A 24,016-nucleotide genomic window follows, 5' to 3' on the forward strand; every position below is an offset into this window, starting at 1 on the left:
TAACCATAAATATTTTATTTGGTTAACAAAAAAGATCGTATCACAGGTTGATCGGGAATGGAAGAGGTAGATGCTGTTTTGCAGAAAAAAATTTTAATAGACTTCAATCAAGTAACTGTAACCGCAGTGGCAGATCAGGAAGCCATACAGATTCTTCATGCAGAAGAGCTTACTATCTGTTCTGGCGAATGGATACATATCGTCGGAGATAACGGCAGCGGGAAAAGCACCTTTGTCAAACTCATTGCCAATCAGCTAGGTATGGGCTGCCATGTAGACGGGCAGGTGCGCCGCTCATCCGAGCTGGAGCGGCCGTTTCCATATGTAAGGCAGAATCCCGAGGCAGCTATTATCGGAACGACAGCATGGGAGGACCTGCTGATCGGGCTTGAGCAGGCTGGTGTGGATGCAGAGCAGATTCAGCCGAGAATTGCAGCAGCGCTTGAGACTGTAAGGCTGCTGGATAGGCAGCATCAGCCCGTATCGACCATGTCCGGCGGGCAAAAGCAGCTGGTAGCGATCGCCGGATGTCTGGCTGCAGATGCGCCGCTGCTTATTCTGGATGAAGCTGCCTCCATGCTGGACACCGCTTCGCGTGAGCTTGTCCTGCGGGCGGTACGGGAGCAGCACCGCCGGGGGATGACCGTTATCTGGGTTACGCACAGTATGGAAGGGCGGCAGCCTCAGGACCGTCTTATTGTCTTCGACAAGGGACGGATTACGCATGACGGAACTATTGCAGAAGACGCTGAACTGCACTGCGGACGGCAGCTCACCGTTGATGCCGTAAATGTCAATGCTCTTTCGTCCAAGACAAATCCCGAGCATTATTTGGGAGAAAGCCAGCCTACCGGCAATAAGAGAATGGAAAGAGACAGAGGACCAGAAGGAGCTTTGGCGGAAGGATGGAAGCTGGAAAGTGTGAGTATCAGGCGCGATGCTTCACACGGCAAGCCGTTATTGAATATCCCACGACTGCAAATCCCCACGGGGGGACTGACGCTAATTGCCGGCAGCAATGGTGCAGGCAAAACAACACTGCTGGAGACGATTGCAGGGCTTAGGCGTCCCTCCGCCGGAGATATCAGCCTTGGCGGTGAACCTCTTTGGAACGGCCGCAAGCTAAACAGGGAGGTGCTGCTAAAGTTTGGCTTATCGCTTCAGCATAGTGAATCACAATGGTTTCTCCCTCAAGTGAAGGATGAAATTGTCTATTCCCTCCGTCCTTACTCCCTTGGCCCGGATGATCAGGAAGCGAGGACAACTAGCGCGATGGAACTGGCAGGACTAGGCATTGATATGGCCGCCCGCAACCCTTGGTCCTTGAGTGGCGGGCAGCAGCGGCGGCTGGCATGGGCATGCCTGCTCGCAGCTCAGCCTGCGTGGCTGCTGCTGGATGAACCTACGGCAGGTCTGGATGCCAAAGGGACAGCCGATTTGCTCTATGGTTTGTCCCGGCATGTGGAGCAAGGGGGAAGCGCGATAGTCGTCACCCACGATATTGGGTTGTTCCGTGAACTTGCAGACCGGATTCTATTGGTTCAAGACGGGGAACTGACAGCTTCATTTTCGGCAGAAGAATGGTTTGAAGATGGTCGCATACCTGCTTCTAATTGGCTGCTTGATGAACAAGCTTCGTTGAAGCAGGTGCAGCAGCGCCGTGAGCCTGCCGGAGAACGGCAGAACCATTCGTCCCGCTCCCCGGAGCAAAGCCCGCAGCCTGGCAATCAGGAACGAAAAGGGTTGCAGTGGAGCGGGTATGACCCGCGGGCATTATGGCTGTCCTATGTGCTGCTGGCTGCGGGAATTTTGCTTCAGCACGATTGGCAGGGTATGATAGTATCAGGGCTGATAACAATCGCAGCTCTTTGGAGCGGCAAGGCTGATCTTCGTCCATGGTTCCGGTTAATCGGCTTATATGTCTTCATGTTTATCTTTTTTTCGTTTTTTTCCGGACTCAGCATGTATCCGTCAGGATTTGATTTTAATGCTGCGGGCAAGACTCTGTTTTACTTTTGCAAGCTGCTTATGGTCATGCTGCTTGGTCTGGGGATGGCTGCGGCCATCACTCCATTCAGGCTGCAGCGTGCATTGGAGCAGGCAATCAGGCCGCTGGAGCGGCTAAGGATGCCGGTACAGCGTATTGCCCTGACACTGTCACTCATATTCCGCTTCATTCCGCTGCTTCTGTCAGAATGGTCGAAGCTGTCCCGGATTGTCCAGGCAAGAGGCAAACGGGCATCTGCTGCTGGCAGGGTTCCTGCCGGTGATCTGCACCGTGTCGTGCTGCCTTATATCGTGCTTTTGCTCAGGATGGCGGAACAGATGTCCGAGGCGCTGGAGGCGAGAGGCTTCGGCAAGCAGGGAGTGAGGGTGACCAGGGCTTGGACGCTAAGGCTGGAGCCGGCTGATTATTTCTTAACTGTTGGAGCCGCAGCTTTGCTTCTGCTGCTTATTTTGCTGTAGTGTGCGCCTGCAAAAAAACGAAACTTTACTTTAATTGGCACGTAATAAATTTGTAATTATAATAGGCTATGATAGAGAAATTCGATAATTGGCTGGAGAGGAGAGCAGAAATGAACAAAGGTTGGAAGAAGGAAATACGGGACTGGACTTTAACAATAGCAGGGGCGTTTGGGATCTCCCTATTGATTCAAAGCTACGCATTTGCACAGACAGAAGTCCAGAACATTTCCATGGAGGGCACACTAATCGAGGGTCAGCGTCTGATCGAAGATAAGGTTTCCTATGCACTGACCGAGCCCAAGCGTGGAGATATTGTTATCATTAACGGACCGGAGAGTGATCTGCGGCTGATCAAAAGGCTGATAGGCCTTCCCGGAGACACTATAGATATGAAGGACGGTAAGCTTTATTTGAACGGCAAGCAGATTGAAGAGTCGTATACCAGAGGGTTGACGGAGCCTCTCGGCCTTACTCTGCCTTATGTCGTCCCGGAAGATAAAGTGTTTGTCATGGGAGATAACCGTGAGCACAGCAAGGACAGCCGGGAAATCGGACCAATTGCATTTTCAAGCCTTGAGGGCAAAGCAGTATTCCGCCTGTGGCCGCTTGACAAGTTTGGTAATTTGCATTAGCTTGATCAGCGGCCCGGGCAGACTAATGCCCGGGCTGCTGTCTGGAGAGGAGGCATAATTTGCCCTATACGCTAGCCCATCCGCTGTATGCCGTCCCGCTGAAGCATTTGGCACCCCGGTACCTGTGTACGACAGGTCTTTTGCTCGGGAGCATGGCACCGGATTTGGAATACTTTGTCGCTTTTGAATCCAATAAGACGATTGGTCATTCCGTGACCGGCTTCTTTTTGCTCGGATTGCCGCTATGCACGGCTTTTGCAATTGCATTTCACAGGCTGATGAAGCCCGCCCTTGTCCAACTGCTACCCTCTACGCTAGGGTTGAACAAATTTGCCCGTGATCATTCTGCCCCCTGGGGCCTGAAGACCGGCAGGGATTGGGTTGTGTTTCTCGTATCGCTATTTATCGGCTTTTGGAGCCATATGTTTATGGATGCCTGGTCGCATCGCAACAGCTTCATCGTCTCGCATATCCCTTTTTTGCAAAAGCATATGCATGGGGAGTTTGTTTATCATTGGCTTCAGTACGGCCTCTCTGTCTTTGGTTTGGGGGTAATGTTTGCATACCTGCTGATTAAATGGAGCAGATGGCGCAGTACCAGATCAGAACCGCTCAGTGCAGATCAGGTGAGGTTCAAATGGGGAATGAGATTGCTCGTTCTTGCCATTTCAAGCGTATTGTTCATCATTAAGTTAAAGTCCGGCCCGAATATGCACGGATATGGATTTTCGATGGTTGCTCCGGTGTCTTCTCTGGCGGTCGGCTGGTTTGTCGCCTCCGCTTTGCATTATGCAGCGATTCAGCAGAGAATGGCGCAGTTGATGGGGCTGCTCGCCGTTTTTGCGGGATCTGTCGTCGCCTTCCAGCTCGCTCAACGGTTGCCGTTAACCTCCGTGTATCAGCACTTGGGGTGGATTGAAACGATTGGCAACAAGCTTGGCCCTGCCCGTTGGGAGCTTGCGGTGTGGATTGGATTTATTTGGTTGTGGTCCTTCATTATTATTGCCATCAGCATTCAAAGACAGCTGAGAAGCCAGCGGCCGTATGCGTTTGAGCATCAGGCTTCAGGAAATTAGACAGGCTCATTTAGGGCCTGTCTTTTTGTTCGGTTAAATTAATATTTCTTATACCCTGGCTATAGGCCTTAAATACTGGTTTCCTGTGCAAAGTTCCACCCTCGTCCGTCTTACATTTGTTACTTTCGTCAGATTTATGCAGCGTCATGTTTTTCCAAAAGGAATTTTGCCGGGGCACGGCGAAGAATAAACAGGCGTACAACAAGAATAAGATAGACAAGTACGAATTTCGATGGAGACAGGAGTGCAAACGGCTTGGAGGATCTCATTAAAGCCATCATACTGGGTATTGTAGAAGGACTGACGGAGTTTTTGCCTGTTTCCTCAACAGGGCACATGATTTTGACTGCTGACCTGCTCAATTTTACAGGAGAACGCGCCAAAAGCTTCGAGATTGTCGTGCAGCTCGGCGCAGTGCTGGCTGTATTGGTGCTGTATTGGAAGAGGTTCGCGGGAATTATTGTGGATGTGGTAAAGCTGAACTGGATGCACAAAAAAGGAGTCAATCCGATGCATCTGATCCTGGCAATGCTGCCAGCTGTAGTTGTGGGGCTTCTGCTGCACAGCTTTATCAAGGAATACTTGTTCAGTCCCCAGACGGTGTTGATTGGTTTGGTGCTCGGCGGTATTCTGATGATTGTGGCAGAACGTGTGAAGGTTAGAGTAACGGCTGAGGACGTGGACAGTATTACATATAAGCAGGCTTTGGGTATTGGACTGTTTCAGCTGCTTGCGTTATGGCCCGGCTTTTCACGCTCCGGCTCAACCATTTCCGGGGGGCTCCTGATTGGGACAAGCCAGAAGGCTGCCGCGGAATTTACCTTTATTATTTCCGTGCCGGTGATGTTCGGCGCTACGCTGCTTGATCTGGTGAAGAGCCGCGAATACTTGACAACACAGGATTTGCCGCTATTTTTGGTTGGACTTGCCGCTGCGTTTATCGTTGCTATGATTGCAGTCGTAACCTTTTTGAACCTGATTAAAAAGCTGAAGCTGTCCTGGTTTGCGATTTACCGCTTTGCGCTCGCCGCTATTTTTCTTATTTTTGTTGTGTTGTAAAATAACAAACCATAAATTGAGTCCGTTTCGGCCTTTCGGCTGAGCGGACTTTTTTTATAAAGTCTGAACATCATAATCTTGCGGGCCAGGGATGATTGGGAGCCACAGTCAACTAGACGCGGATAGAGCCTAACCGTTATAATCGGGTTAGCGGCATCGGGCCTCGCGCCTAGCGCAAGAAGATGGACAAGGACAGCACGGATGTCCCTCATCGGTAACCTGCCTGCACACACAGAACAGTCATTCAAACTTGGAGGGATAGCGTATGCTTATCAGCACAACCCCGACACTGGAAGGACGTCCGATTCAGGATTACATTGGCGTTGTTACGGGTGAAGCCATTATGGGCGCGAATATTGTCAGGGACTTTCTAGCCTCCATTACCGATGTGGTAGGCGGCCGCTCCGGAGCTTATGAGAATAAGCTTAAAGAAGCGAGAGACGTTGCATTTGATGAAATGAAGGAGCAAGCCCGCCGCATGGGTGCCAACGGAGTTGTCGGCATCGATATCGATTATGAAATTATCCGTGATGGCATGCTGATGGTTGCGGTCAGCGGAACGGCTGTTCGAATCTGATTTTAGAAATCAAGTAAAACAGCAAGCAGGCCGACAGTTATGCTCACGGCCTGCTTCTTTAGACAGGAGAGAGGACTAAAATGAGTTATCCGGAATGGACAACAGATGAACTGGCTTCCAAATTGGCGAGTGGTGAAGCAGTCAATCTGGTTGATGTAAGAGAAGTTGAGGAATGGGAAGAAGGCCATATTAATCAGGCCCGCCTTATTCCGTTGTCAGAGCTGACAGATCGCCTGGATGAGCTGAAGCAGGGAGAGGAGCCGATTGTGCTCATCTGCCGCAGCGGCAACCGAAGCGGAAGAGCCTGCGCTTATCTGGCGAACGAAGGATATACAGTTATAAATATCGCGGGCGGCATGCTGGACTGGTCCGGCGATGTCGTAACCGGAAGCTAGGAGCAAGCTCATGGCGCTGCCCTTTCTTACCGCGTCAGGCTACCAGTCTGAAGTATGGCCGTCATTCTGTCTGGAACACAAAGAGAATCATCTCATCGCCTACGGCGGTGGTGTTCTTGAAACCTTGAGCAGTGCCGTGTATAACGGCGGGCTGCAGACGGCAGACCATTTTATCAACTGGCAGGTTCCGCTTGATTATGACTGCTCCGATCCGGTCAATGATTTGAAGAAACTGATGGCTGCATCAGGCTATCCGTCTTCTGGGGTTGGCCTTATTACTGCCGCTTCGTTAAAGCACGCTTCTGTACTGGAAGGCAGTGGAGACCGGTTCGAATGGATATGCTGCACGACGCTCGGACTTGGCAGTGCTGCCCGGGGCGGCCGAAAGCGGAAGCTGTACCCCTCGTATGTGCCGGGAACCATCAACACCATGCTGTTCGTACAAGGCCGGTTGTCGCAGGCGGCGCTGGTCAATCTGGTCATTACAGCTACCGAGGCCAAGGCTGCAGCGTTGGCGGATATGAATGTCAAGGATAAGGAGCTGGGACTTCCTGCTACAGGAACACCTACCGACGCGCTTATCATCGGCGTTAGCCAGACAAGCGCATATCCTGAAATTCACGAATACACCGGGCTTGCGACTACACTTGGCAACGCCATTAGCTGTGCTGTCTACGATTCGGTATGCGAGGCGGCCGCCGATTATTTAAACCGCACACAAGCATAAGCGAATGCTCATGATTACCATCTATAGCTATATCAGTTGAACAAAGAAACGAAAGGCGGATCGCCTTTAAGTAAATCGTTCAATTTAGATCGCAGGTACGGTTTGTGGTACATACAACCTCAAAGAACCTTTTTACCGCTCATAACGGTAAAGAAGGTTCTTTTCCTTGTGAAACAGGGAACATGACAGCGATCTGGTTGGGTACGAGTCTCCCGGCTTGAAGCGTCACGTACCGGCTATGCCCCCGCTTATAAGGTTTGCAGTGCTTCAATAAGCTTACGCCTTGTCTCATGCAGCCGCAGTTCGGCACCATGCGGCTGCAGCGGCTCGCTCCAAGAGAAGCCATCGCCCGTGTACCTTGGGATCAGGTGCATATGGTAGTGATTCAGGTCATTGAATACACCGCCGTTTTGACAGATAGTAATGCCGTCGGGCGCAACAACCCTTTTTAGAAGGATAGACATTTTTTGCGACACAGTCATGATTGTGAAGGCGGTCTCTTCATCTAATTCTTCTACATCCAGGTAATGCTTTTTGGGCAAAATCAGTATATGGCCTTCATTGAAAGGTGCGATATCAAGCACACAAGTCACCTTTTCATCCTCATATACAATGTGCAGGTCGGGGAGCATCCCGCCCGCAATTTTGCATCCAAGGCATTCCATATCCGTACCCATATCCCTTTCCATATCTTCCATCATCTCCTTTTCTCCATATTCTTCACGGATTCTCAAAATCCTCTTGAGCTAAAACGATCCATATGCTGAAGGTTAAGGGGCAAAATGGATACCTGAAGCGGATATTTTTAAGAAATCTTAAAGATCATAAATTTACCTTCATGTTTGGGACAAAGCCCATAATAATCGTGTATAGTAAGAACAACTCACAACGAACAAGTAAGGAGCAGTGCAATGAATCAGCGGCGGTTGCTAATTGTAGATGATGATAAAGAAATTGCAGATTTGATCGAGATTTATTTGAAAAATGAAGGCTTCGAGGTAGTGAAGGCCTACAATGGGGAAGAGGCCCTGCAAAAGCTGGATGAATCCGTCTTCCACCTGGTCGTGCTCGATATTATGATGCCGAAGATTGACGGGCTTGAAGTGTGCAGGACAATCCGCAAGGATAAGGCGGTTCCGATTCTAATGCTGAGCGCCAAGGCCGAGGATATGGATAAAATTATGGGCCTGATGACCGGAGCGGATGATTATATGGTCAAGCCCTTCAATCCGCTGGAACTTGTCGCCCGGATCAAATCGCTGCTGCGGCGCTCATACCAGTACAGCATAACGGCCGCTCCATCCGGGCAGGAGGAGAGCACACTTGTACTCGGGCCGCTAAAGATTGAGAAATTTACACATACCGTTGAGGTTGAGGGCAGGCCGCTGCATTTGACGAGCACGGAATTCGGCATTCTTTTCCTGCTCGCCAGCCATCCGGGCCGTGTATTCAGTGCGGAGGATATTTTCCAGCACGTCTGGAAGGAAAAATATTTCGAATCGAATAATACGGTTATGGTCCACATCAGCAAGCTGCGCGACAAACTTGAGCATGAGCTTGGGGATAAGCTTATTGTGACTGTATGGGGGGTCGGCTACAAAATTGAAGGGTAATGTGACAGCAGGGATGACGATCCGCTTCCTGGGCAATATTATCGCGGCCGCTTTTTTGGGGCTGATTACATTTTATTTGTTTGTTGTATTGGGCGCTTCGGTTCTCGGCAACTTTCCGCTGATCGGCAGAATGGCCAGATATGTGGTGGATTTCCTTAATGAAGGGCTATTTATTTTTATTGGCTGGTTTTTCTTCTTTGTGGTGTATCTGGTTCTCCTGCAATGGCGCAGATTTCGTTATTTCGGAGAGGTCAGCGAGGCGGTTATGCATATTGCCGAGGGCAACTTTGATTATAAAGTCCCTGTTAAGCAGCGCAATGAATACGGCGATTTGGCCTCTTTTACGAACCGGCTCGTTACCCAGCTCAAAACCTCAATGGATGAAGAACGGCGGGCTGAACAGACGAAAAACGAACTGGTCACAAATGTTTCTCATGACTTGCGCACCCCGCTGACTTCCATTATCGGTTATTTGGGTCTGATCGAGCAGGACCGTTACAGGGATGAAGTGGAGCTGAGGCATTATATCCAGATTGCGTATGACAAGTCACTCCGGCTCAATGTGCTGATTAATGATCTGTTTGAATATACACGGATGCGTAACAACACATCGCAGATTCGTTTGGTTACCTTTAACCTTGTGGAAATGCTGCAGCAATTGCTGGAGCAGTATCGTTTGACACTGGAGGAAGCAGGGATGAAGGGGACGCTGCAAGCCGATTTGAACAGGGTAGCCGTAACTGGTGACCCGAACAAACTCGTACGCGTCTTCGAAAATTTGTTATCCAATTCGGTACATTACGGGAAGAGCGGGAAGCGGGTGGAAGCCCGGATTTATCTTGACCATGCCCAGGCAGTAGTTGAAATAAGCAACTATGGGGAAGCCATTCCAGAGGTAGATCTTCCGTATTTGTTTGACCGTTTCTACCGGGTGGACAAATCCCGTACCGAGCATGCGGGCGGCTCCGGTCTTGGTCTTGCAATTGCCAAGAGCATCGTAGAGAAACACGGGGGCACGATTGACGTAAACAGCGATACGTATATGACAACATTTGCCGTAAGGCTGCCGCTTGCGGAGTGACAGTGGCAAGCCCGCATAATCTGTCAAGAGAAGCCCGCCTGCTTGATAGGGCCGCGATTTCTTTTTTTAAGAAGATTTTTCCGTTCTCAGATGCAAAAATGAACTTTGTCGTCTGATTTATCGTCCACTTTATATATTTTTAAGGAAAATTTATGGTTTCATTAGGGTCAATTTAATGACACTCCTTTACAATGAACTACAGATAAGGATTTCAGCGGGGGGAGTGGTTCGGATGAAACGACTGGTCGTTCTGATGGTACTGTTGCTGGTGGGACTTTGGATATATGGCAAGTATGGTGTGCCGGGGTCGCCTCAGGCACTGTCAATGCCGGTGAATCACACGGTATCGGAAAATCTTCAGAATAATTCGGAGAAATGAATTTCAGGATCTGGCGGAAGTTGGTTAAGCTTGGGGAGGAAAAAGATCACATGGATTTTCAAAGCAAAATCAAGATCCTTAAGCAATATGAGGTCGAGTGCTTTCAGGTTTGCTTTTACCTGATAGGCGAGAGGGAAGCGGCACATAAGGCGGCAGAGGAAACGATTGTGGACCTCTTTGCCTGTGATTCGTTCTGGAAGGCGGATAATGTGATGCGAAGCAAGGCGATTCGCTCTGCCGCATTCCGCCATTGCACGAAAATTCTCAAGCAGGCTGTATAACAGATTCACGACTTGAAAAAGAGAGGAATAATAGAGTACACTTTTGTGAAACTGCCTAACACGGGCGAAGGAGCTTTTCACATGTACTCATTTCCTATAGATTCTATTATACCGAAGCTGAAAGACACTCTGAAGGCGTCTTCCGGTGCCGTGCTGGCAGCAGAGCCGGGCGCGGGGAAGACGACAAGGGTGCCGCTTGCTCTAATAGAGGAATCGTGGCTTCAAGGCAAAAAAATTGTAATGCTGGAGCCGCGCAGGCTTGCTGCACGGGCAGCTGCCCGCTACATGGCAGCGTCTCTTGGAGAGAGATGCGGCGATACAGTGGGATACCGGGTGCGCAATGATACTTGCGCAGGCCCGCATACCCGGATTGAGGTTGTAACAGAAGGTGTGCTCACCCGGATGCTGCAGCGTGATCAGGCGCTGGAGGATACGGGGCTGATTATCTTCGATGAATTTCATGAACGCAGTCTTCACGCAGATTTGGGTTTGGCGCTCAGCCTCCAGTCCCAGCAGCTTCTGCGTCCGGAGCTGCGTATTTTGGTTATGTCTGCAACTTTACATACCGGACCTGTCTCCGAGCTGCTCGGAAATGTCCCAATCCTGCAAAGTGAGGGACGGGTCTATCCGGTGCAAACCTGCTTTTTGGAGCAGAGACCGGCATCACGGGTGGAAGAGAAGGCCGCAGCCGCTGTCAGACGGGCACTGGCTGAGCATCCCGAAGGCGATCTGCTGGTGTTCCTCCCTGGTGCAGGGGAAATTGGGCGTACTGCCGGACTGCTGCGTTCGGGCACTCTCCCGGGAAATACGATTATTCGTCTGCTGCATGGCAATCTTCCGCTGGAGGAGCAGGATCACGCGATAGCGCCAGACTCGCAGGGGCGCCGAAAAATTGTGCTTGCAACTACCATCGCCGAATCGTCCCTGACCGTGCAGGGAGTACGAATTGTCATTGATAGCGGCCTGATGCGTGAGCCCAAGTTTTCACCCCGCACTGGAATGTCCCGTCTGGAGACGGTGAGCGTGTCCCGTGCATCCGCAGACCAGCGCAGAGGACGTGCAGGCAGGGAGGCGCCGGGTATCTGCTATCGGCTGTGGACAGAGGAAGAGGACAGGCAGCTTGTGCCTTTCGGCAGGCCGGAAATGCTGGAGGCGGATTTGTCCGGACTGGCACTGGAGCTGGCTGCCTGGGGTGTGCAAGACCCGCAGGAGCTGGAGTGGCTGGATGTGCCACCCGGTCCGGCATTTTGCCAGGCTACAGATTTGCTTCGGCAACTGGGAGCACTTGATCAGGACGGCAGGCTGACAACGCATGGACAACGTCTGGCGGAGGCCGGTCTGCATCCCCGGCTTGGCGGCATGATCTTGAAAGCCAAGGATAAGGGGTACGGTGTTGAAGCTTGCCTGCTGGCTGCTTTACTGTCGGAACGCGACGTGCTGCGCAAGGAGGCGGGACGGATTGAAGCCGATATTCGCCTGCGTATGGAGGCGCTGCGTTCTGGCGGGCTGGCCGGATACCGTCTTGATCCGGGAAGAAGCGCGGGTATTCTGGCCGAATTCCGCCGTTATCAGTCCCAGTTCGGGGTGGCAGCTGTCCAGACAGCAAAGATCAGGCCGGATGCCTCCGGGCTGCTGCTCGCCTTTGCTTATCCGGACCGGGTTGCCAAGCAGCGGTCAACCGGCAAGTTCCTGCTGCGCAATGGTCGCGGAGCTGCGCTGGCTGAGCTGCAGCCGCTATCGGGAGCGCCCTATATTGTGGCAGCAGAGCTGGATGACCAAGGAACGGAAAGCCGTATTCAACTGGCAGCGGCAATCAGCCTGGAGGAGATACAGGCAAGTTTGGGGGCAGAAATAGAGAGCGAGTCGGCTGTCGAATGGAGCCGCGACGAGCAGGCAGTGCGTGCCCGAAGCCGATTGAGACTGGGGGCGCTTGTCCTGGAGGAAAGGCAGCTTTCCAAGCCGGATCCCGGACATATTGCGCAAGCGTTGGGGGAAGGCATCCGCGAGCAGGGGCTTGCGATTCTTCCGTGGACAAAGCCGCTTCGCCAGCTGCAGCAGCGGATGGTGTTCATGCATAGCCAGGATACTCGCTGGCCGGGTGCTGATGATGTTGCGCTCCTTGATTCGTTGAGCGATTGGCTCGTTCCTCATCTGTATGGCATGCGCAGCCTGCAGGACCTGAAGCGGGTGAACCTGAAGCAGGCGCTGGAGTCTATGCTCACGTGGGAGCGTCAGCGCCAGCTGGAGCAGGAAGCTCCAACGCATATTGCGGTGCCAAGCGGCTCACGCATTGCTGTCGATTACAGTGAGCCATCTTCTCCGGTATTGGCGGTGCGCCTGCAAGAGCTGTTCGGTTTGCTGGATACCCCGCGAATCGGAACGCAAAAAATCCCGCTCACGCTGCATTTGCTTTCTCCGGCGGGGAGGCCGGTGCAGGTGACACGGGATTTAAAGCATTTTTGGAGCTCAACCTATTTCGATGTCAAAAAGGATTTGAAAGGGCGTTATCCGAAACATTACTGGCCGGATGCCCCTTTAGCAGCCATTCCAACCAACCGTGTCCGTCCGAAGTCATAAGCATTAAGATCCCTTTTTAGGCTGTTGCCAAACAGCCTTCCAGAGCGCTAGCCGTTTGTCTGCCTAAGAAGCAGCGGTTGGCGCTCTTTGTTCTGTCATCCAACAGCTATCTGCCGTGGCGTCCGCCCGAACGGCCGGAAGTTTGTCCTCTGCCCGAACGTTTGGAGGCTTGGCCGCGTCCGCCTTGTCCGGCATCAGCTCTCCCGCGTCCGTCCTGTCTGCTCCCGCCTTGGGTTTTACCTTTGACTTGCGTTTGCAGAGGGGATTCTTTGCGTCTGCCTGTACCGCCTCGTTCATTTCTGCTGCCTGTCTGAGTACGGCCGTCTGAAACGGCTGCTCTTCTGCCGCCTGTCCGTCCTTCCGTCCGGGAGGATGCACGCCCCTCGGCCCGTCCGCCGGAGCGCCCTTGTGATCGCCCGCCGGACCTTCCTGTTGTCTGTTTTTGACCTGAAGGGGAATCGGCTCTGGCACGGCTGCTGCGCACTGGAACTTCATTGAAATCCGCGGCAGGCTCTGCACCTTCAGCGTAAGCGGACATCGGCTGCCGCTCCAGTGCCGCATGGATTCCCCGCTCAATTGCCTGCAGTGTCATCCGGTCCCTCGGGGATGCAAAGGTGACCGCTGTCCCTTGGTGCCCGGCGCGTCCTGTCCGACCGATCCGGTGGATATACGTCTCTGCATCGTGGGGAATATCGTAGTTGACGACATGGGTAACACCCTCAACATCAAGCCCGCGAGCCGCAACATCAGTAGCGACCAGCACCTGCAGCTTGGCACTGCGGAAGCGGCGCATCACCTGCTCACGCTTGGCTTGTGTCAGATCGCCGTGCAGTTCATCGACCTCCAGCCCTTCTTCCAGCAAGTCCGCGGTCAGCTTCTTGGCTCTCACCTTGGTGCGGCAAAATACAACGGCCAAGTAAGGGCGGTGCTTCTGGATGAGGCCAACCAATGTAGCGAGCTTGCCTCTGTCTGTTGTTTCAACCACAACCTGTTTGATATTGTCCAGCGTAACCCGTTCGCTGCGGATGCGGATATCCTCGGATTCCAGCATGTAGGAGGAAGCAAGCCTGCGCACGGAATCAGGCATCGTCGCCGAGAACAGCAGCGTCTGCTTATTCTTGGATGTCTGTGACAATATTTCTTGCACTTCATTCAGAAAACCCATATGCAGCATCTGGTCAGCCTCGTCCAGCACCAGCATGTTCAGCCTCCAAAATTGCAGTGTGCCGCGTCGCAGATGATCAAGCAGACGGCCAGGAGTACCGACTACGATTTGTGTGGCTCCCTGTGCTTTGCGGATTTGGGCCTCAACATCCTGGCCGCCATAAGCGGCAAGCACGCTGCATCCGAGTGAATCGGCCAGCTTGCTGATTTCCTTTGTAATCTGGATTGCCAGCTCACGGGTTGGCGTAATGACGAGCGCCTGCACATTCCGGTTCTCAGGCTGGATTTTCTCCAGCATCGGCAAGGCGAAAGCAAGCGTCTTGCCTGTACCGGTCTGGGCCTGGGCGATGACATCCTTGCCTTTCAGGACAACTGGAATCGTCTGCTCCTGCACAGGAGTAGGCTTCACGATACCTCCAGCCTTCAGGATAGATGCCAGTGAGGGACGAATCCCCAATGCTTGAAAAGTTGATGACATTATTCATAGCCTCATTTCTTTACTTTACGTATTCATATCAATCGCCTTCTATTTCAGGAAGCATTGCGCTCATTCTGTATGTTGTGGAGCGAATAGCTGTTTTCGTTTGAAATGTATTACTAGTATAACAGAGAGCGGGCGCGTTTGCAGAACAGGGAGAAAGCTTTTTGCAAAAATCACGGCTTGTCTAGGAAGAAAAGCCGGACAGTGGTTGGCAATGGCAAATTGATTTCAAAATTATTAGCTAAAATTAACAGTATATAATTATATTATTTTACATTAAATGTAATAATGTATGAAAAAGCAATATGGAGAGACACTATTCTTTAGATTGCATGATGGAAGGAGAGAAAGTCTCTTGTCAAATGACAAATTGCAAACCAGTCCGAATTTGAACCCGGAGCAGCTTCTTGCGCGGTACGCCGGCGAGTCTTGCCCTGCTTCGCTTTCGCAGCTGCTGGAGATCGTCAGGCTGATTATGGGCAGCAGCGATGATCTGGTCATCCGAACCTTTTATATTTACGGCCGGTATGAAGCTGTAATGTTGTATATCAACTCACTCGTAAATCAGCAAATAACGGACCAACAGCTGCAATCATTTATGACTTTGCCGGAATGGCTGTCTGGCACGGACAAGTTGGGGCCGGAGGCATTAAAGCAGACACTTCTTAATAAAACCGTACACCTGAGTGAAATTACAGTTGTGTCCCGAATGGGCGACCTGATCAACATGTTGTTGAACGGCAAAACCATTGTAGCCGTCGAAGGGCTGGGAGAAGCGTTTAAGTTTGGCGCCCGCAAAATCGAACAGCGGGCCATCGAGCAGCCCCAAACCGAGCAGGTCGTGCAGGGCGCCCGCGAAGGCTTTATCGAACAGCTTCATACCAATTTGTCGCTGCTGCGCTATCGTCTGCCGACACCAAGCTTTCGGATTCTGATATGCGAGGTGGGCGAGTATACGAAGACATCTGTGGCGATCTGTTATATGGAAGGAATCGCTGATCCCAAGCTGGTATCCGAAGCAGAGAACCGGATACGGGCCATCCGGCTGGACGGTGTGCTCGATGCGGGATATATAGAGCAATTCATCGAGGATCATCACTACTCGCCATTCCCCCAGGTCATGAATACAGAGAAGCCGGACAAGGCGGTTGCCAATCTGCTTGAAGGCCGAATCGTGATTCTCACAGACGGCTCGCCGTTTGCCCTGATCATCCCAGCCGTCTTCGGACAGTTCTTCCAGACGACCGAGGATTATGCCACACGCTTTCTGCAAGGGAGTTTCGTTAGAATGGCGCGGGTCATTGCCCTTGTCTTTTCACTCGTTTTTCCTTCGCTTTATGTCGCTATTATCTCATTTAACCCCGAGCTCATACCTACTGAATTTGCCGTAGCAGTTGCCGGCGGCAGGGCAGGGGTTCCGTTCCCGTCCTTCGTGGAGGTGCTCATTATGGAAATATCGATGGAGGTGCTGCGCGAGGCCAGCATCCGTCTGCCGCAGCAGGTAGGGGGAGCGCTGTCGATTGTCGGCGTATTGGTGGTCGGACAGTCAGCGGTAGCTGCCGGCTTTGCAAGTCCGATTACCGTAGTTGTCATCGCACTGACGACGATCGGCTCTTTTGCAACACCGGCTTATAATGCAGCCTTTGCCTTGAGGATGCTTCGTTTTCCGCTGATTCTTATTGCGGGCATGTTGGGCGTTTACGGGGTCGTAATCGGTTTGATTCTCATTGCGAATCATTTGCTGACGATCAAGTCGTTTGGCATGCCGTATTTGTCACCGGCGGTACCGGTTCATTTTAGGGGCTGGCGTGATTTTCTCATTCGTGCTCCGTTATGGATATTGAAGAAGAAACCGTCTTACAGACAGAGCAGAAGGTACGAGGATAAGGAGGAAGGAACAGCATGAGACTGCGTGAGGAGACGACACTGTCGGGCATAGAAATGGCAGCGATTCTAATCAGCACGGTTATCGGGGTTGCTATTCTCCCCTTTCCGCTGTTTGCTGTAAGGGGAGCCGGGACGGGAGCCGGTATGCTTACCTTGATGGCTATCGGGATTACGTTGATAGGTCTGCTGTCCGTTATTGCACTGGGGCTTCGTTTTCCCGGCCAATCGATTATACAATATGGAGCGCAAATCATTGGCCGTCCGGCCGCTGCAATGTTGAACGCACTGCTCATTGTGTTTTACATTGTTCTGACGGCTTCTGCCGCCAGAGAGTTCGGTACAGTTGTCGTTACTTCTGTACTCAAGCAGACGCCTATTGAAGCCACGGTTATTATCATGCTGCTGATTGCTGCAATATCGGCGCGCAAAGATCTACGGACATTTGCGAACATTCATCTGTTTTATACGCCTATTATTCTAATGCCGGTCCTGCTCATTGTCTGCCTGTCATTTCAAAATGCAGAGCCTCTTTATTTGCTCCCGATATTTGATCACACTCCGCAAATACTTTCTTCACTGCTGACAATTACGGCCATGTTTCAGGGCTTCTTCATTATTACGCTGTTGATTCCCCATATGAGACAGCAGAGCAAAGCGTGGGTGAGCGGATTGTCCGGCCTTGGAGTTGCCGGAGCGCTATACCTGCTGATTATTACTTCAACCGTAGCTGTATTCGGCGCTGAGGAGGTTAAGGAACTGCTCTATCCGACACTGGAGCTTGCCAAGGCAACGAATTTGCCGGCTAATATTATGGAACGGCTGGATGCCGCGTTTATCTCTGTATGGGTGACGGCTGTTTTCACGACTTTGTTTTCCAACTATTACTTTGCGGTTCATGCGCTGAAGCAGTGGTTGGGGACCCGGGATCACCGGTTGTTCGTTTTTTTTCTGCTGCCGTTCCTGATGTTAATTGCGATGTTGCCGGAAAATGTGCTGCAGATGTATGAAGGGATCGCCCTGATCGCAAGAGGGGGCTTTGTATTAACCGTACTCTGCCCGGTCCTGCTTCTGGCCATAGCAGTTATCAGGGGGAAAAGGGGGGCTGCCGATGCTCACTAGAGAAGAAGTGCGCTGTGTTCGCACCTTCGCTGTATTGGCAGGAATGGTGCTCTTATTAAGCGGCTGCTGGGACCGTCTGGAGATTGAAGACCGGGCGGTTATTCTCGGCATTGCCATTGACCTGGCGGAAAGTAAAGAAGATCTGGAAGAGGAAATGAAAGAACAAATTAACCATAGCAACGCAATTGGCGCTCCTGATATGCCGGTTATAAAAATCTCTGCACAGATCGCTGTACCTGGCCGTATTCCGCTCGGCCCCGGCGAGTCCGGCGGGGCAACGGTCGGGGAAAAGCCGGTATGGATCCTCAATGCGAAGGGGCATACGGTAGAGGAAGCGATGAATGCTCTCCAGCAGGAACTGGCCGACCAGATATTCCTGGGACATTTGCGCATCATTGTCGTATCTGAGAAGTATGCCCGCAATGGTCTGGGCAATCTCAACGATTATATGAGGCGGCAGACCGACATCCGGCGCACCGCCTGGCTTGCGGTCAGCAAGGGAAAGGCGACGGATATTATTCATTCATCGCCTCAACTGGAGCGTGTTCCGGCTCTCTATCTGCTGGCGATGCTCGATCACTCGGTAGATATGGGCAAGCTGCCAAATGAGCCGATCGGGAGATACTGGATTCGCAACTCAAATCTCGGGCAGGAGCCGATTTTGCCTTATTTGGTACTGAAGCAGCAGGAGAATGTCCAGGTCGCCGGCCTGGCTGTTTTTCGCAAGGACAAAATGGTCGGAGCGACAACTCCGCTGCAAATTGGTGCCTACATGGCGGTGAACGGAATTAGTGAAGGCGGCTATTCCTTCTTTGTCCCGGTTGTCAACAGCTCCAAGAACCAGTATGTGCTGATGCGTACTGTTAATCGGGATACCGATACGAGGCTTGTATTTGCAGACGGGCGGCCAAAAATCATCGCTAACGTGTCGCTTGAGGGCAATTTGAGAGAGAAGACGGAATCAGACTCCTACAATTTCTCGGATTCATCAGCTATTAAGGAACTCGAGAAAAAAATTAATGAAGCTCTGACACAAGAAGTCATGCATTTGATTGCAGATACCAAGCGGATGAAGGCGGATATCTTCGGCTTCGGGGAATATGTCCGGGCGCTTGCGCCGAAATATTGGAAAGAACATGTGCGCAGCAACAGCCGCTGGAGCGAGCAGTATCATTCTCTTGACATTGAGATTCACATCAACTATAAAGTCCGCCGGGTTGGCATGAAGGCAAAATAGCTGGAGGCGATGGATGAATGAGCAGCTTTGGTTCGGGGCTGTCTGTATATATTGTCGTGCTGTTTATCGGGAGCGGGCTGCTGCTGTTGACGCTGGAGAATTACTATTATAAGCATTCCGGAGCGGTCAAGGAAAAGCGTGCATCTGTGCTTCTGGGCTGGCTAAATATCCTGATCGGCTGTGCGGCGGGAGTATTGACCCGAATCTTCTGAGTTAGGTACAATGAATCGGTACGTCTAGCTTATGTAAAAGGAGTACCGGCCACATGCAATTCAATGTAAACTATTTATCCTTTTTCGTTATTATGACAGAGGCGGCGGATTCAGAGTCCGGGAGAAGATACAAGCATTTTCAGACGCTGGATGAGGATGATTATGCGGAGAGTGAACTGAAGTCATTTCTCGATGGCGAATTTATAAAAATATGCAAGCGGAAGGTAGAGAAAAATCCGAGCACCGATGCGGCGCCTACCAAGATAGGACGTTTTATCGTGGAGCCGGGTTATGATTTAAACAGCAATCCCAACTTTAATTTGATGCAGCGGCTGAGGGAGGCAGAAAGCAAGGAGGAGTTCCTTGGACTGGCTGATGAAATGGTACGCATCTATATGGAGACAAGTGCTGTGCGCGGCGGGGCATTTATTGTCGCGGACGTTCAGGTCTATCCGTACTTTGACCAGCCGCTCCTGTTTGTGATGAAATGCGATTTTGAGCCGAAAATCGCCCGGATTGCCGATGAGCGCAGCCTGATCTCCCATGTGGAGATGGCAATTAGTGCCCGCAACATCAAATCGATTCAATATCCGCATATGCCGGAGGAAGGGATGCTGGACGAATGGGAGCTGAAGATTCACCAGGCTTCACATGCCCGTTATTTTGAGGATTTTCTCAAGTTTGTAACCTATGAGAAGCCGATGCCTGAAGTTATCAACGAGCAGGTGTTTTCCATGGTACAGCAATATATGGAGGAGAAGTGGGAGGCAGCTCCGGAAAATGAGCAGGGAAGACATGAGGAAGAGCAGAGCTTTGAGATCTGGGCGGCAAGCGACAAAAGAGAGCTGCAGGAGAAGTGGTCACATGAGCTTGTCGTGGAAGCTGCTGCACAGCTCACGGAGCATAAGCCTGATCTGGATTTGCGCTTCAAGCTTGGCGGCGTGGCCATCAAGGGGCAGCTTGCCGATTACGGATTGAACATTCATATAGCTCGTCATAACGGGCGTTATGTAGCAGTTATTGATGGGGATGCGATAGAGTTCGAGAAGGGCAAATCACCTGTGGAACTGCTTCATCCGCAAGAGCTGATGGACATTATCGGGCTTATCGGAAGCAAGGCGGAGGATGAGGAACAGGGGGAAGGATAGCTCCCCCGTGGTATGAAGAAAGAGTTTTTTCGTAACGGGCAAGGCTTAAACAATTTTAAACAACGGGCTAAGGCTCCTGCTTTTTGAGTCGTGCTTCCAGATAAAAGGTAGCGAACGGAATAATAGAGGCGATAATTGCAAAGGCGATTGCGTCCATTTTCCATTTTTTCTGCCAGGCTACTTGTGCCAGTGCCAGCATATACAAGACGAACAGCAGACCGTGAAGAGCGCCGACAATGGTTACAGGCTGGGGAATATCCATCAGGTATTTCATCGGCATTGCAATAATCAGCAGAACGAGGTACGAAAGGCCTTCATACAAGGCGATCATACGAAACCGGCCCAAGGCAGTTTTCAACATGTAAAGCTCCCTTCATGAAACATGAATTTAATGAAACAGATCGCATCTATTATAGTCGGAATCAGGCTCCAATAGGGCGGGCATTGGCGATTATTCAAAATAAATTCACAAGATGTGACAAAGTAAAGCTGAACCTTCAGGTTTCTGATCCATGAAAAAGAATCGGCGAAGATCAATTTTTTGTAAAAAATTGTGCCGCTTCTGTATTCTTTATTGTTCTGACGTTATGATAGACAGTAAAAGCGGCCAGCGGCCAAAAACAGCTTACTAAACTTAAGGAGGCACCTATGAACGTTACAGTCATTGAAGCACATATGGGTTGGAGTAAAGAGGACGGATATACCGGTCAAGTAAAATTTACAGTAGAGGGCCATCAGGGCGCTTATGAAATGACGCTGCAAAAAAAGCGCGGCAATGACTGGATGTATGGATTGATCTTTGCTGACGGCCTTGGCAAGGAAGAAGAGATTTTGTTTGTGGAGGAGCAGCTGGAGGAGGATGACGAGCTGTTCGATACGCTTGTGGAAGCAGCCAAAAGCACATTGGAGAAAGAGTAAAGGCGGTAGATGGGAGAAATGAGACATCCGGGCAATGAAAGCCTGCGGTCTGGTGCGAACCAGAGAGGGGAGCAACTGATTAAGGAAGGCCGGAGAAGATTCATCGCAGAGTTTGAGAAATATATCCGCGAATTGGAATGTCTTCTTGTGAAATGTGATCTGGGGGACGATGAAAGCATTGTCAAGCTGCGCACAATCGCCCACACGATGAAAGGCAGCGCTCCTGTATTTGGCTTGAACCGGATTGGTCAGATTGCCGAGCGGCTGCTTGGATTGTGGGAGGAAGCGATGCCGGCAGACAAGATAAAGGTTCGGACTTTGCTTCAGCCCAGCCGCCAGCTTGTGAGCGAATTGCAGATGGAATATGAGATTTACCGCAAGGAGCTGGAGCTGGAAAGTGCTGAATCCCGCAGGAGCATGGGATCCCTTGCTGCACAAAGCCGTTTGCTCATTATTGATGATGATTCCGTACTGCGCTCCTATCTGCTGCGCAGCTTGCAGTATGACGGTTATGAAGTAATGGAAGCTTCGGATGTGGAGACCGGCAAGCGTCTTCTGCGCGAGCACCATTTTGATCTGATTATTCTGGACCTGATGATGTACCCGCAGTCGGGATATGAGCTGTTCGATTTCCTGAAGGAAGACCCGACATTTAAATGGCTGCCGCTTATTGTGCTGTCAGGACGCGGCGATTTGCAGGACAAGGTGCAATGCTTTTTTCTGGGAGCGGATGATTATGTAACCAAGCCCTTTCAATATGAAGAGCTGGCTGCCAGAATTTATAGTCTGCTGCAACGCAACAAGGGTTTTGAGCAGATGGCATTCCGTGATCCGCTGACCGGAGTATTCAACCGCCGCTATATGGATCAGCAGCTTCAGCGTGAATTGCAGCGAATTGAACGGTATCCGACACCTATCACAATGGCTTTCATTGATATAGACTGCTTCAAATCAATCAACGATACATACGGCCATACCGCAGGGGATGTCGTGCTTCAGGGTCTCGCAAATATGCTCCAGAACCGGATGCGCGTCACCGATCTCATCGCCCGGTTTGGCGGGGAAGAGTTTGTGATCATCATGCCGGGCACGACTGCTGAAGAAGGTGAGCGTGTTCTTGGAGAAGCGCTGCAGGCCGTCCGTGAGACGGCAGTTGCCCGGGATGAAGTCAGAGAATACCGGATTACCTTCTCGGCCGGTATTGCGCAGTGGCGTGAAGGGCTGACTGCCGAGCAATGGATCAGGCTGGCAGATAAGGCAATGTACAATTCCAAGTCCCGCGGCCGTAACCGGATTACAAGAATTCACCAGGACGAGAACGAGCTTTCCATGAAGGCAGAGCAGCCCAAGCTGAAGAAGCTGCTGGTTGCAGATGATGATGAAATTATTCGTTCATTTATAGTCAATACGCTAAATCATCTACCGATTGAGATTATCCAGGCTGTTGACGGTCAGGATGCTCTGGAGCAGCTTCGTACGCAGACCGTAAATCTGTGCATACTGGACGGCATGATGCCCCATTTGGATGGTCTTACATTGCTGAAGAAGCTGCGCCAGGATCAGAGCCTCGCCAGCCATCAGGCGAAGGTCATTATGCTGACCTCCAAGAAAAAAGAAGAGGCGATCCAGCAGGGGCTTATGCTTGGAGCCGAGGAATACATGGCGAAACCTTTTTCTATTGTAGAGCTGGAGATGCGGGTCAAGCGATTGCTGGATCAGGCATAAGTCGGGCTGTATGGTGTATGCATGGGAACACAGCTATCTTTACCCATGTATTATGTTTCGTGTGCGCGGGAAAAACAAGTACGAGCCAGAAGCGAGCTTCTTCGGTTCTAATAACTTGAAGGGAATGACGCACAGCATGAAACGTCTCGCAGCCTGCTTTATGCTTATTGCTTCATTGATGTTGATTTTGTCAGTACCTGCATTTGCCAACACGGCAACCAGAATGGGTACAGATGTTGGAACCTACGGTACCAATACTTATGACAGATACAACACAACGAATGATATGACGAACAATCGTGGTGTACGCGGTTATACCGGAACAGGCTATGACCGTGTAACAACAGACGGTAACTACAACAACTACAACATGCGGTCGGTTGATGGTACAACTACAACCGCAAATCGTTACCGTGCTGCAGCTACTACCACCAACAACATGAGCTGGGGCTGGCTCGGTCTGCTCGGTCTGCTTGGACTGATCGGAATGCGCGGACGCAACCGGGAGACTTCCTAGAACCTGCTGCTACAATTCCAAATGCCATTCCTCTGCAGAAATTCAGAGCGGATGGCATTTGGTTTGTATAAAGGATTTTAGTGTTTTGCCTTTTGTTTAATGTAAGGAGTTAAATTGCTGAGGGCAGGTAATATTAAATGCAGTTTCAATTTATTCAAAATAAGGTTGCATCTTCAGGGACAAGATGCTATGATATGGTTCTTGCGTTAAACAACGCGGGCTCAAGAAATTATAAAATAATTTTTTTGAGAAAAGTGTTGCACTAACGTTTGGAAATGTGGTATGATATAATTCCTGTCAGCGAGAAAGTGGTTGGCTGGACAAGCTGAGAAAAAAAGCTTGCATCATTTTCAAATAAGTGATACAATCTAATTCTGAGCTTGAAATTGCCCTTTGAAAACTGAACAATAAGCGAATGAGTCAATGTTTGTAATATGAGCTAACAAGCTTATCTATAACTTTTATGGAGAGTTTGATCCTGGCTCAGGACGAACGCTGGCGGCGTGCCTAATACATGCAAGTCGAGCGGACTTGAAGAGAAGCTTGCTTCTCGGATAGTTAGCGGCGGACGGGTGAGTAACACGTAGGTAACCTGCCTGTAAGACTGGGATAACATTCGGAAACGAATGCTAATACCGGATACGCGGTTTGATCGCATGGTCGAACCGGGAAAGACGGAGCAATCTGTCACTTACAGATGGACCTGCGGCGCATTAGCTAGTTGGTGAGGTAACGGCTCACCAAG

General features: G+C 50.9%; 23 protein-coding genes and 1 rRNA gene. 21 read left to right on the forward strand and 3 right to left on the reverse strand.

Annotated features, from left to right (window positions below; all coding sequences use genetic code 11):
• The first annotated feature begins 57 nt into the window (after positions 1-57).
• The 7 genes from H583_RS35200 to H583_RS32290 all read left to right on the forward strand — a co-directional run bounded on the left by H583_RS35200 (position 58) and on the right by H583_RS32290 (position 6,932).
• Positions 58-2,466: an ATP-binding cassette domain-containing protein gene (locus tag H583_RS35200; RefSeq protein ID WP_028560043.1), complete on the forward strand. Its 2,409-nt coding sequence runs from the start codon at positions 58-60 to the stop codon at positions 2,464-2,466.
• 110 nt (positions 2,467-2,576) lie between these two features.
• Positions 2,577-3,098 (forward strand): signal peptidase I, encoded by a 522-nt coding sequence (gene lepB / locus H583_RS0108185; protein WP_028560044.1) that lies wholly within the window; start codon positions 2,577-2,579, stop codon positions 3,096-3,098.
• Positions 3,099-3,157: 59 nt separating this feature from the next.
• Positions 3,158-4,174 (forward strand): DUF4184 family protein, encoded by a 1,017-nt coding sequence (locus H583_RS0108190; protein ID WP_028560045.1) that lies wholly within the window; start codon positions 3,158-3,160, stop codon positions 4,172-4,174.
• A gap of 255 nt (positions 4,175-4,429) precedes the next feature.
• On the forward strand, positions 4,430-5,233 hold the full coding sequence (locus H583_RS0108195) for an undecaprenyl-diphosphate phosphatase (RefSeq protein ID WP_028560046.1): 804 nt from the start codon (positions 4,430-4,432) through the stop codon (positions 5,231-5,233).
• 265 nt (positions 5,234-5,498) lie between these two features.
• Complete coding sequence (locus tag H583_RS0108200; RefSeq protein ID WP_028560047.1) at positions 5,499-5,810, forward strand: YbjQ family protein; 312 nt, start codon at positions 5,499-5,501, stop codon at positions 5,808-5,810.
• An 80-nt stretch (positions 5,811-5,890) separates the two neighbouring features.
• On the forward strand, positions 5,891-6,205 hold the full coding sequence (locus H583_RS0108205) for a rhodanese-like domain-containing protein (protein ID WP_028560048.1): 315 nt from the start codon (positions 5,891-5,893) through the stop codon (positions 6,203-6,205).
• A 10-nt stretch (positions 6,206-6,215) separates the two neighbouring features.
• Positions 6,216-6,932 (forward strand): adenosylcobinamide amidohydrolase, encoded by a 717-nt coding sequence (locus H583_RS32290; protein WP_036708858.1) that lies wholly within the window; start codon positions 6,216-6,218, stop codon positions 6,930-6,932.
• A 248-nt stretch (positions 6,933-7,180) separates the two neighbouring features.
• On the opposite strand, the gene H583_RS0108215 is transcribed toward H583_RS32290, so the two are convergent.
• The gene (locus H583_RS0108215; protein WP_245585874.1) at positions 7,181-7,633 is read right to left on the reverse strand and encodes an HIT family protein; all 453 of its coding nucleotides are present in this window, start codon (positions 7,631-7,633) and stop codon (positions 7,181-7,183) included.
• Positions 7,634-7,843: 210 nt separating this feature from the next.
• Here H583_RS0108215 and H583_RS0108220 point away from each other — a divergent pair, with 210 nt between their 5' ends.
• The 5 genes from H583_RS0108220 (at position 7,844) to hrpB (ending at position 12,863) form a co-directional block, all read left to right on the forward strand.
• Complete coding sequence (locus H583_RS0108220; RefSeq protein ID WP_028560050.1) at positions 7,844-8,545, forward strand: response regulator transcription factor; 702 nt, start codon at positions 7,844-7,846, stop codon at positions 8,543-8,545.
• Entirely contained in the window at positions 8,535-9,626 is a 1,092-nt protein-coding gene (locus H583_RS0108225) for a sensor histidine kinase (protein ID WP_245585875.1), read from the forward strand. Before H583_RS0108220 ends, H583_RS0108225 begins: the two co-directional genes overlap by 11 nt.
• 232 nt (positions 9,627-9,858) lie before the next feature.
• Positions 9,859-10,005 carry a hypothetical protein gene (locus H583_RS36560; RefSeq protein WP_154665835.1) on the forward strand — a complete coding sequence of 49 codons (147 nt, stop codon included), beginning with the start codon at positions 9,859-9,861 and terminating at the stop codon, positions 10,003-10,005.
• Between the two features lie 50 nt (positions 10,006-10,055).
• Positions 10,056-10,286 (forward strand): hypothetical protein, encoded by a 231-nt coding sequence (locus tag H583_RS0108235; RefSeq protein WP_028560052.1) that lies wholly within the window; start codon positions 10,056-10,058, stop codon positions 10,284-10,286.
• Positions 10,287-10,367: 81 nt separating this feature from the next.
• Positions 10,368-12,863, forward strand: coding sequence for an ATP-dependent helicase HrpB (hrpB, locus tag H583_RS0108240; protein ID WP_028560053.1), 2,496 nt, complete (start codon positions 10,368-10,370; stop codon positions 12,861-12,863).
• A 106-nt stretch (positions 12,864-12,969) separates the two neighbouring features.
• Here the strand turns inward: hrpB and H583_RS0108245 are convergent, their stop codons facing one another.
• Positions 12,970-14,505, reverse strand: coding sequence for a DEAD/DEAH box helicase (locus H583_RS0108245; RefSeq protein ID WP_028560054.1), 1,536 nt, complete (start codon positions 14,503-14,505; stop codon positions 12,970-12,972).
• 391 nt (positions 14,506-14,896) lie between these two features.
• Between H583_RS0108245 and H583_RS32295 the strand changes: the two genes are divergently transcribed.
• Genes H583_RS32295 through H583_RS0108270 form a run of 5 tightly spaced genes read left to right on the forward strand, consistent with a single transcriptional unit; the run spans position 14,897 to position 20,111 of the window.
• The gene (locus tag H583_RS32295) at positions 14,897-16,414 is read left to right on the forward strand and encodes a spore germination protein (RefSeq protein WP_425414507.1); all 1,518 of its coding nucleotides are present in this window, start codon (positions 14,897-14,899) and stop codon (positions 16,412-16,414) included.
• Entirely contained in the window at positions 16,411-17,514 is a 1,104-nt protein-coding gene (locus H583_RS0108255; RefSeq protein WP_028560055.1) for a GerAB/ArcD/ProY family transporter, read from the forward strand. The genes H583_RS32295 and H583_RS0108255 overlap by 4 nt, the downstream gene beginning before the upstream one ends.
• On the forward strand, positions 17,504-18,751 hold the full coding sequence (locus tag H583_RS0108260) for a Ger(x)C family spore germination protein (RefSeq protein WP_051236174.1): 1,248 nt from the start codon (positions 17,504-17,506) through the stop codon (positions 18,749-18,751). Before H583_RS0108255 ends, H583_RS0108260 begins: the two co-directional genes overlap by 11 nt.
• A 17-nt stretch (positions 18,752-18,768) precedes the next feature.
• The gene (locus H583_RS0108265; RefSeq protein ID WP_028560057.1) at positions 18,769-18,963 is read left to right on the forward strand and encodes a CLC_0170 family protein; all 195 of its coding nucleotides are present in this window, start codon (positions 18,769-18,771) and stop codon (positions 18,961-18,963) included.
• A gap of 53 nt (positions 18,964-19,016) precedes the next feature.
• Positions 19,017-20,111 carry a DUF3900 domain-containing protein gene (locus H583_RS0108270; RefSeq protein ID WP_028560058.1) on the forward strand — a complete coding sequence of 365 codons (1,095 nt, stop codon included), beginning with the start codon at positions 19,017-19,019 and terminating at the stop codon, positions 20,109-20,111.
• 67 nt (positions 20,112-20,178) lie between these two features.
• On the opposite strand, the gene H583_RS0108275 is transcribed toward H583_RS0108270, so the two are convergent.
• On the reverse strand, positions 20,179-20,472 hold the full coding sequence (locus H583_RS0108275) for a DUF3817 domain-containing protein (protein ID WP_028560059.1): 294 nt from the start codon (positions 20,470-20,472) through the stop codon (positions 20,179-20,181).
• A gap of 287 nt (positions 20,473-20,759) precedes the next feature.
• On the opposite strand from H583_RS0108275, the gene H583_RS0108280 reads away from it, so the two are divergent.
• The 4 genes from H583_RS0108280 to H583_RS0108295 form a co-directional block, all read left to right on the forward strand.
• Positions 20,760-21,029, forward strand: coding sequence for a hypothetical protein (locus tag H583_RS0108280; RefSeq protein WP_028560060.1), 270 nt, complete (start codon positions 20,760-20,762; stop codon positions 21,027-21,029).
• Positions 21,030-21,038: 9 nt separating this feature from the next.
• Positions 21,039-22,754 carry a response regulator gene (locus H583_RS0108285; RefSeq protein WP_245585876.1) on the forward strand — a complete coding sequence of 572 codons (1,716 nt, stop codon included), beginning with the start codon at positions 21,039-21,041 and terminating at the stop codon, positions 22,752-22,754.
• A gap of 136 nt (positions 22,755-22,890) precedes the next feature.
• A complete protein-coding gene (locus H583_RS37525) occupies positions 22,891-23,271 on the forward strand; it encodes a WGxxGxxG family protein (RefSeq protein ID WP_154665836.1) in 381 nt (126 codons plus the stop codon).
• Positions 23,272-23,731: 460 nt separating this feature from the next.
• Positions 23,732-24,016, forward strand: a 16S ribosomal RNA gene (locus tag H583_RS0108295); the annotation flags it as partial.

Source organism: Paenibacillus pinihumi DSM 23905 = JCM 16419, from assembly GCF_000422505.1.
Lineage (GTDB): Bacteria > Bacillota > Bacilli > Paenibacillales > Paenibacillaceae > Paenibacillus_D > Paenibacillus_D pinihumi.